Source organism: Spirosoma harenae (assembly GCF_054776975.1).
This window is the reverse complement of the sequence record NZ_BAAHBD010000042.1, coordinates 1-8368: the sequence shown is the minus strand read 5'-3', so window position 1 is coordinate 8368 and position 8368 is coordinate 1. Positions and strand designations below refer to the sequence as shown.

10 protein-coding genes are annotated in these 8368 nt (G+C 48.3%); 3 read left to right on the top strand and 7 right to left on the bottom strand.

Annotation, left to right across the window (positions count from 1 at the left end):
* The 3 genes from ACYVE4_RS31015 to ACYVE4_RS31005 all read left to right on the top strand — a co-directional run.
* The coding region (locus ACYVE4_RS31015; protein ID WP_461044308.1) for a hypothetical protein at positions 1 to 777 on the top strand (777 nt) is incomplete at its 5' end.
* On the top strand, positions 774 to 1256 hold the full coding sequence (locus ACYVE4_RS31010) for a hypothetical protein (RefSeq protein ID WP_461044307.1): 483 nt from the start codon (positions 774 to 776) through the stop codon (positions 1254 to 1256). The genes ACYVE4_RS31015 and ACYVE4_RS31010, both read left to right, overlap by 4 nt.
* 68 nt (positions 1257 to 1324) lie before the next feature.
* A complete protein-coding gene (locus tag ACYVE4_RS31005; RefSeq protein ID WP_461044306.1) occupies positions 1325 to 4549 on the top strand; it encodes a phage tail tape measure protein in 3225 nt (1074 codons plus the stop codon).
* Between the two features lie 108 nt (positions 4550 to 4657).
* Here the strand turns inward: ACYVE4_RS31005 and ACYVE4_RS31000 are convergent, their stop codons facing one another.
* The 7 genes from ACYVE4_RS31000 to ACYVE4_RS30970 form a co-directional block, all read right to left on the bottom strand.
* Positions 4658 to 6388, bottom strand: a complete 1731-nt coding sequence (locus ACYVE4_RS31000; protein WP_461044305.1) for an ATP-dependent nuclease — start codon at positions 6386 to 6388, stop codon at positions 4658 to 4660.
* A gap of 39 nt (positions 6389 to 6427) precedes the next feature.
* Positions 6428 to 6646: a hypothetical protein gene (locus ACYVE4_RS30995; RefSeq protein ID WP_461044304.1), complete on the bottom strand. Its 219-nt coding sequence runs from the start codon at positions 6644 to 6646 to the stop codon at positions 6428 to 6430.
* Between the two features lie 107 nt (positions 6647 to 6753).
* The gene (locus ACYVE4_RS30990) at positions 6754 to 7149 is read right to left on the bottom strand and encodes a hypothetical protein (protein WP_461044303.1); all 396 of its coding nucleotides are present in this window, start codon (positions 7147 to 7149) and stop codon (positions 6754 to 6756) included.
* 6 nt (positions 7150 to 7155) lie between these two features.
* A complete protein-coding gene (locus tag ACYVE4_RS30985) occupies positions 7156 to 7371 on the bottom strand; it encodes a hypothetical protein (RefSeq protein WP_461044302.1) in 216 nt (71 codons plus the stop codon).
* Entirely contained in the window at positions 7364 to 7954 is a 591-nt protein-coding gene (locus ACYVE4_RS30980; RefSeq protein ID WP_461044301.1) for a recombinase family protein, read from the bottom strand. Before ACYVE4_RS30980 ends, ACYVE4_RS30985 begins: the two co-directional genes overlap by 8 nt.
* The gene (locus ACYVE4_RS30975) at positions 7951 to 8178 is read right to left on the bottom strand and encodes a hypothetical protein (RefSeq protein WP_461044300.1); all 228 of its coding nucleotides are present in this window, start codon (positions 8176 to 8178) and stop codon (positions 7951 to 7953) included. The genes ACYVE4_RS30980 and ACYVE4_RS30975 overlap by 4 nt, the downstream gene beginning before the upstream one ends.
* Positions 8178 to 8368, bottom strand: a 191-nt coding sequence (locus ACYVE4_RS30970) for a hypothetical protein (RefSeq protein ID WP_461044299.1), incomplete at its 5' end; no start/stop codon positions are given. The genes ACYVE4_RS30970 and ACYVE4_RS30975, both read right to left, overlap by 1 nt.

Here is an 8368-nt window from a genome sequence, read left to right as displayed (position 1 = left end):
AATAACGTTGGGCTGTGTCTGATTGCCTACCGGGGTATGACCCAGGATTCAGCAGGCAATGCTTATCCACTGGCGACGCCCGATGTTCGTAACGGACAACAACTTGTCATCAGCAATCAGTCGCTTTCGCTATCCGGTCGATACGGAGCCTGGCGAAATTACCTTCGGGCCTATTTCTATTTCCGGGATCAGACGCAGGCGATCACTCAGCCTTTGCTGTTGCCAGCATCCATTTTGGCAACGATACCTTTGCATAGGTCAGTCACGCTCTCTTTAGAGGACCAGGTTCGTCGATCCTACCTGATCAGTAAATTGGAAGCGAGGGCTCCTGGCCTGGATGGCAAAGTATTCTGTCAGTTGGAAGTACTGACGATACCTCCCGTTCTTTCGTTTTCCGACGAACCTGACAACATAGTGGTTTGGGTGGATCTGGTTTTAGGCGAAAAACGGCCACAGAATTTACCCGTCATCGTTGACGCTGTGGGTACCTATCCAGTATGGCTGCAAACAGTTACGATTCGGTGTTGGAAGGATTCAGCCCGTACGTTGCCGGCGAGTGTCACGAATCTGGCCGTCAAACTGCGTCAGCATCGGGAAGGCAATGCCATTTCTCCAGTTCAGGAATACGTCAACACGTACCTGGTCAATGGCATATTCACCCTAGTGGAAAACGATTTTGTGTCCACGGAAAACCTGTATCAGCAGCCGACCCGAATTGATATTTATAACCGCACCATCGCGATCGATCCCGGCGAAGGCTATACCATCATTCCATGACCACGTCTTATTCTCAGTTGGATCTGAATCAACGAATCAACCTAAAGGGCCTGGTGGAAGCCTGGTCCCGGATTACGGTCGAACGCTTTCAAAAGCGCATCGATGAGAAGGTCTATAACAGGAGACGGTCTGCGCGAAAGCGAAGCCTGGTGAGATCAGGCAGACTCCGATCAGACTGGAGACGTCGGTTGTATCTGGACCGTTCAGCCGGTGGCGTGAAAGGATTGCAGCTGAGTTTCCTCCTCTACGGACGATTCGTCGACATGGGCGTTGGAAAGGGCACTTCGTATGCGCTGAGCAAGTATCAGGGAAATCGAAAAAATGGCGAACCTCGCACGCGCAAACCAGCCCGCTGGTATTCAAAGGAGAAAACATTTCAGGTGCACCGATTACGCGAACTGATGGCTCGCTACTACGTCAACATCAGCGTAGCGGCCCTGGAAAATTACCTGACCGATTCGGTCACTGTGCACGTTTAGGCGGGCATTTATTCATCATTCACTGTACATGACCAGAAGCCTGGGAAAGAACGTAACCCTCTTTTCCCATGGCAAAATCACAGAACGATCGCGCGGTCATTGACTTAGTGATCAATGGAAAACAGGCTCAGACGAGCCTGAAAGATGTCAGTCTGGCCGCTACCAATGCCCGATCGGCGCTGAACAAAATGAAGGAAACCGATCCGGGTTACAAGGATCGGCTCAAAGAATTGCATGCCTTGCTGTCGGCTCAGCGCCAGATGACGGCCAACATCAATCAGACGACTACAGCCTGGGGGCGTTTCAAAGCGAATGCTGCCAGTACAGCAACGGGCTTACTTGGGGGTAATTTAATTACAGCTGGCCTATCAGCCGCGGCAAATGCCATTCCGGCCCTGATCAGTAAATACCGGGAATTTGATGCCGCCAGTAAAGATCTGTCAGCCGTAACGGGAGCCACCGGAAAAGACCTGGATTATTTAAATCGCACAGCGGCAAAGGTTGGGCCAACGCTGGGTAAAAGTGGAGCGGAAATGCTGGAGGCTTATAAGCTGATGGCCTCAGCCAAACCCGAACTGCTAAATAACATTGAACTGCTGACCAAAACCACGGAAGCGGCCATTACCCTATCCCAAGCAGGAAAAATTGATTTAGCCCAGGCCACTGAGGTTACCGCTGAATCACTCAACCAGTTTGGTGAAAGTGCGGACCAGGCGAATCGGTTTATCAACGTGATTGCCGCTGGAGCGAAAGAAGGCTCAGCCGAGATCGCCGATATGGGGGCGGCTCTGAAGAATTCAGGAACCGTTGCTGCGGCTCAGGGGGTCACGTTTGAGCAGACAAATGCCGTCCTACAGAGCCTCTCGACAATTGCGCTGAAAGGCGGGGAAGCCGGAACGCAGCTGCGGAATGTGCTGCTTACGCTGGGTTCTGGAGCCAATGAGACCAACCCCAAAGTAGTCGGTTTAGAAAAGGCACTCGAAAATCTTGGCAAAAAGAACCTGTCGACGGCCGAAATGACCCAACTTTTCGGAAAGGAAAACATCACGGCGGCTCAGCACATTATCACCCACCGGAATGAAATTTCTGAATTAACCCGGAAGGTTACTGGCACGCAGGAAGCGTTCACTCAAGCCAAAACGAATAATGAATCTCTGGATCATCAGCTGGAGATTTTCTGGGCCCGCGTCGAAGGCCTGGCGATTATCCTAGGAACCAAACTCGTGCCGGTGTTCACCAAAGTGATAGAAGCGGGCATTGGTCTGGCCAAATTATTAACCGGAGGGTTAACGCCTGCGTCACAGGCTGCTACCCAGGCCTTCGAGGATCAGCGGGCTAAAGTCCAGAATCTGACAAAGAATTTCGCTCCCCTGCTCGATCGCCACGATGAGCTGAAGAAAAAAACAAAATTGACGGCCGATGAGCAGGCGGAACTCAAAACCATCGTCGCCCAGGTAGCCAGTACCGTTCCCTCGGCTGTCACCGAATTCGATAAATACGGCAAGGTATTAGGTGTCAATACGGACAAAGCCCGGGATTTTATCCGGATGCAGAAAGAACTGCTCAAATACACCAATCGGGAAGCGCTTCAGGAAACGCAGTCCGAACTCGATGATAAACGTCGGGATTTGCAGATCGCTATTCAAAAGCGAAAAGGGGGCGTTACCATCGAGCGCGATCCGACGGGGATGGGCTACCGAAACCGGCAACTGACCGAAGCTGAATTGAAGGCATTAGATTTAAAAATCGCGCAGTTAAATGATGAGGTTGCAGGTCTGGTTGCCCGTCGATCGGGCTTAAATGGTGATTATTTAAATGTGCCCACGGCATCGGCTACTAAACCAACCGATAAGCCTGCTGGAGGTGGCGGTTCGACCGGCGAAACCAAGGAAGAAAAAGCAGCCAGACTCAAACGGGAGCGGGAAGCGAAAGCGGCCGAAAAGCATGAAAATACCCTGCAGAAATTAAATGAAGATGCCCGGGCGCGCAAGGCCAAACAAGACGATGATGAGTTTCTTCGGGAGCAGGTTCAATTCGGAGAGCATTATGCAGAAATGTTCCGCCAGGCTAAGGGTAACAAAGCCGAGATGGAAGCCGTCACCAAGCTCATGTACGATGAGCTGGAGTCCATTGTTGCCAAGCACTCAGAAAAAGAAAAGCTGCTGGTGGCCAAAGACCTTCGGGATGAGCGGGAAGCCGCCGAACAGGAATTATTGATTAAAAAACAACTTGCCCTGTACGATATCGATGCCGCCCAGGAACGGGGACAAATCAATGACGATGCCGCCCGAATGGCCCGGTTGCAAGCCGAGAATGCGTTTTTACTGGCGAAGCGGGCTATCTACAACAAATACTATGAAGATATCGAATCCCTGGATATTCGTTCGGCCGAAAAGCGCGCAGATGTAGCGAAAGAACGGAATAAATCCGAAGCCGAAAACGAACGGGATCTCACTAAAAATTACAACGCTCAGGTCGATGCCCGGCTAGCCTATGCGGAGGCTGCTGATCAAAAGGAGCTGGCTTCACAAAAAGCCAGAAAAGAAGCGGTCTCGGCCCTGCTGCAGGAAACCCTCAGCTTGATGCAAATCAACTGGACCGAGCAGTTGCAGGGTATTAAGGATTTCTGGAATCAGGCAACGGTTTTGCAGAAAGCGGCCTTTGTGGCCAGCAAAGCCTATTCGGTAGCCGAAGCGACTGTGGCCTACGCGCGCACGCTGATGAACATTTGGGCCAACTCGGGAAACCCCTTGGCTGCGGTTGGGTACACGGCGATGGCGACGGCCACCTACGGAACGGTTCTGGGTAAAATTGCTTCCGCTAATTACAATGTTCCGCAATTTGCTCAGGGCGGATTTACTGGTTCGGGCGATGTGCATCCTGGTGTGATGGGCCCTTCCGGATGGGTTGAGTTTCCTACTTTGTTTCAAATGGGAAGAAGGCAGTTCATTGCGAGTGAAAAAGGCCGTGAATTCGTGATATCGAATAGAGCCCTGCAAAATCCAGTCGTAGCCAATTTCGCCCGGATCATGGACGTCGCCCAAAAGTCAGGGAATTATGGCTTGCTCCAATCGGGGATTGCTGGAGGCACACCCGCTTTACCCCCTCCCACTCCGCAGGCGGCTTTGCCTTCTGGCATGTCGCATGAAATGGGGATGGCCATCCTGCAGCAGCTGCAGCGCAACAATGAACTGATGGATAAATACGCGAATCGGTCGATTGTCTTTGATTACCGGCTCTTTGAGCATTATCAGAAAGAAGTGCAGCAAATTCGCGCGAGCAATTCCCTGTAGAGGTAGGCCGGATAGTGATTGACGCCCGTTTTAGGCGTTACCAATAAGAGTGGTGTCAGCAAATTTAGTGGATCAATAAAGGGGCTTAGCCAGATTGACCAAGCTCCTTTATTGATCCACTAATTCTTTTACAAATTGTCGTGCATAGTTCAGTTCATAATCATTTTGTAGATCTTTCTGTAAAACTTCATTAACCCACTTAGGGCCGTGATTACCGATTGGCCTGTAAAAGCACTCTAATTCTCCAATTTCAATAACATTGATCCGTTTTGCTTTTAGTTGATCTATTATTTCATTAAAGTATTTAGTAGAATTTCCAGCCGGCACATAACTTTTACCCTGTTCTTTTGCCTGTGACCATGCACTCGCTTTGTTGAGTAGCTTCTTTATCTCTATTACGCTATGTTGCGGAAATACTGGATCATTAACCTGTTGAAGTATCTGGGTAATTTTATTTCTTATTTCATCAGTTTCCAAGGGTGGCTTTTTTTCCTCAATAGCTGCTTTTATTCGTTTCCACTTTTCTTCAATATCTTTCCAGTCGCCCCCAAGCCCTTCATAAATATCTTTTAGTGGGCTTTTTTCTCTAAAAACATCGAAATCAGCCACCACGCAAACCTTGACGCCCACCTTTACAAGTGCATTGACAACCGTTGGAATTCGATGCTTGCCTCCACAATGCACAAACAGAATATCTTGCTTGTTCAAATTTTCCTTTTCGGTTACAGCGTCAATCATTGCGGCAAAGAATCGACAATCACCATCGCTTTCACATACTATTACTTTAGAATGGAACAGCCCACTTAAAATATTTGAGTATTTAAGTAACGGATCTGCCCATAGCGTTTTAATACTGTCACTATCTAACTCATTAAAATCATTCTTATCACCTTGCCGGTTTATCCGTATAACCTTAACTCGATCGGAATTTTTATCTATGAGACCCTTTAATAAATCCTCACTATGCGTTGAAAGAAATAGTTGCTTGTCAGGTGGGAGATCATTAGCCAGCATCTGACCCATAATCAAGGCCTGTGGCGGATGCAGGAATGCCTCTGGCTCATCAATAAAAAGCATAGTCTGATCTGAAACGAAAGCGGAAAGAAATACACCTACAAAACTTCTTATTCCATCTCCTTGCTGTTCCAAGATTGGCAATTTGCTTAATCGTTCTAGGTAAGATTTAGAAACCCTATCTTCTCCGGGTTGAAATTCAGGTGAAGTTCCAACATGTAATGGTACTGTTTGTCCAGCCCCTCTATTGACAATTAACTCAAGATTAAATGCACGCTTAAAATACTCACTAAAGGTTTTTTCGAGCTTATCATCTAGTAGAATATGATGAGATGGATGGGAAGGATTGGCTGTCAACAAAGGAATACTTTCAGCTGTTTTAGATATTAGTAAGCGTTCCTCTGTTGATAAAAACAATGTAAAAATAGACGCCAGTCCTTTCAGAGAACCTGGACTCCCTACCCAATCGGTTTTTAATACATCATTATTAAACAAGGCACCGTCTGGTAGTTCAATAGAGGCTGGATACTGATTAGAATACTTATACTTGGATTTCACGTATTTTTCAAGATCTCCATCAGTACCTTTTTTTACTAAGGAAATAGCGCGAACTATTTTATTTGGGCTAAGCTGGCCTACATGATTATAAATTTCTCGTAAAGCAATACTCTTTCCTACATTATTAGGCCCAACAAAAACCACTATTTGATTATCAGTTAGCTTTATTTCACTTTTTCTATGAAAAGATATTGCATCAACAAATGCTTTAGGTTTATCAATTCCTGAATAGGCTATCGCTCCAAGTGTAAGTGTAGGGTATGGCATGAAAGATTCTATAATGGTTAAATAAATATCATTTATAACTCACTCGCCAAACCGAATCCCCCAAGCCTCCAGCTGCGCCACCACCTTTTTGGCGTTGAAATACACACTGGTTCCCCGGCTGAGACTCGGCTTGTCTTCGGCCATAATGGAGCCGTCGTGATTCAGGTGCATACACAAAGAGCGCCAGCGGATGGTAATGCGGCCCGGATCGACGAACGTTTCGATTTCAGATGGCGAGGGTTTTATGCCAAACGCCAAGCTAAACAGGGTATGGCATTCCTCCGGCGTCATCCAGTTTAACATGCGCTTCGAATCAGGGAGCGGTAGGTCAGCTTGGGCTGCAGTGGAATCGTTTGGGGTCATGTTTAGTTGGAAGGATGGCGTTTCTGTAATTCGGCCAGAGCAGCTTTTATCACGTCATTAGCCGTAACGGGCTTTTGATTTAACTCCTGAGTTAACTGCTGAATGGCTTTATAGCCATTCGTAATGGCCGACTGCAGATGGTTGGGTAAGGCTGGGCAGGGCATATCATCGACAATTGTCAACCGCTCAGAGCAGCGGTATCCCCTACCTGTCCATTGAAAATAAATTGTCTTTGATCTTGGCCAGTTCCCCTCCGGAATTGCTGTAGCGTGGGTGATGATTGTACGCGGAAACTCGGTCACAATAAACCACAACCGGGGTTGCAAAGACTCCTGGTTATAGAGCACTTTTAACCAGGTATTGTATTGAGATCTAGGTACGGTTACGGAGTTCATCATGTTCTATCAGTCCTTTATCTGTCCATTTTGGCGCAATATAGTGTAGAGTCGTTGCTGCAAATCTCGAAGTTCCTCCACGTACCCATTATACAAAACGCGCCAATAGTCCTCCTCCCCTTTGTTAAACGCGGAGGGATTAGTGGCCTGAGCGTCCATCGCCTGCCGTAAATGGACTTTTGCCCATTCGACTTTTTCAGTGGGTGATAAATCCGGCTTATCCATGTTTCGGCTCCCCCGTTTGAATGCCCCTATATTTTAGATACACATACAAAGTAGACTTGGAAATGCCCAGTTGTCTGGCAATCTCCCGAGTCGAGAGTTTCTTTTCGTTGTAGAGTCCCAAAGCGATCCAGCTTTTGTTTTCCGCATCTTTGGACAGCCCCTCGGGACGCCCTAGTTTCTGGCCACGCCTGCGCGCGGAGGCCAGGCCTGCCTGCGTGCGTTCCCGGATCAGCGCCCGTTCGTATTCCGCTAATGAGCAAAAGATCTGGAAAATCAGGACGCCCTGGGCGGTAGTCGTATCAATTGGATCATTCAAGCTGATCAGGCCGACGCCCTGACCTTTCCATCGTTCCACCAATTCCACCAGGTTAGAAACGGACCTACCCAATCGGTCGAGTTTCCAGATGACAATGGTGTCCCCTTGGCGCACGTGCTCGAGGAGCTTGGTTAGTTCCGGCCGGTCGGCTTTGGCGCCACTGGCTTTTTCCTGAAAGATCTTCTCGCAGCCGGCGGCTTTCAGATCATCCAGCTGAAGGGATAGATTCTGATCTTGGGTTGAAACCCGTGCGTAGCCTATTTTCATGAGTCAATGGTGGGTAATGTCTTAATGCCTCGAAACCGGGCAACTACGAATAGTTGCGTGTCAGGAATGCGGAACGTGGAAAGAATTTTCTCTTGGGCAATATCATAGTCCAGGCAGAGCTTCGTCTCCGGCAACTTGATGAACTGTTGACCGGTAAATCGAAACCAGCTATTTTCAAATTCACGCACCTGGCGCTCCAGTTCGTCCGGACTTGGTTGATCCATTAGGGTTTAGAAATTAGAATGTCAGCAATCGAGAGCAGCTCCTCCCAGGAAGCCTTTTGAAATTTGGCGCAAGGCCAATCGTTGTAAAGCGTACCGGGCAGATTGCTATCCGACCGGGTCAGGTTAATCAGCACCGCTCCGCTGAAGAAATCAGGGATGGGCGTAGCAAACTCCTCAACAACCAGTATAT

Bases quoted from the DNA above. Each gene is read 5' to 3' on its own strand.
- ACYVE4_RS31010 (WP_461044307.1), top strand. From the start codon at position 774: ATGACCACGTCTTATTCTCAGTTGGATCTGAATCAACGAATCAACCTA.
- ACYVE4_RS31005 (WP_461044306.1), top strand. From the start codon at position 1,325: ATGGCAAAATCACAGAACGATCGCGCGGTCATTGACTTAGTGATCAAT.
- ACYVE4_RS31000 (WP_461044305.1), bottom strand. From the start codon at position 6,388: ATGCCATACCCTACACTTACACTTGGAGCGATAGCCTATTCAGGAATT.
- ACYVE4_RS30990 (WP_461044303.1), bottom strand. From the start codon at position 7,149: ATGATGAACTCCGTAACCGTACCTAGATCTCAATACAATACCTGGTTA.
- ACYVE4_RS30985 (WP_461044302.1), bottom strand. From the start codon at position 7,371: ATGGATAAGCCGGATTTATCACCCACTGAAAAAGTCGAATGGGCAAAA.
- ACYVE4_RS30980 (WP_461044301.1), bottom strand. From the start codon at position 7,954: ATGAAAATAGGCTACGCACGGGTTTCAACCCAAGATCAGAATCTATCC.
- ACYVE4_RS30975 (WP_461044300.1), bottom strand. From the start codon at position 8,178: ATGGATCAACCAAGTCCGGACGAACTGGAGCGCCAGGTGCGTGAATTT.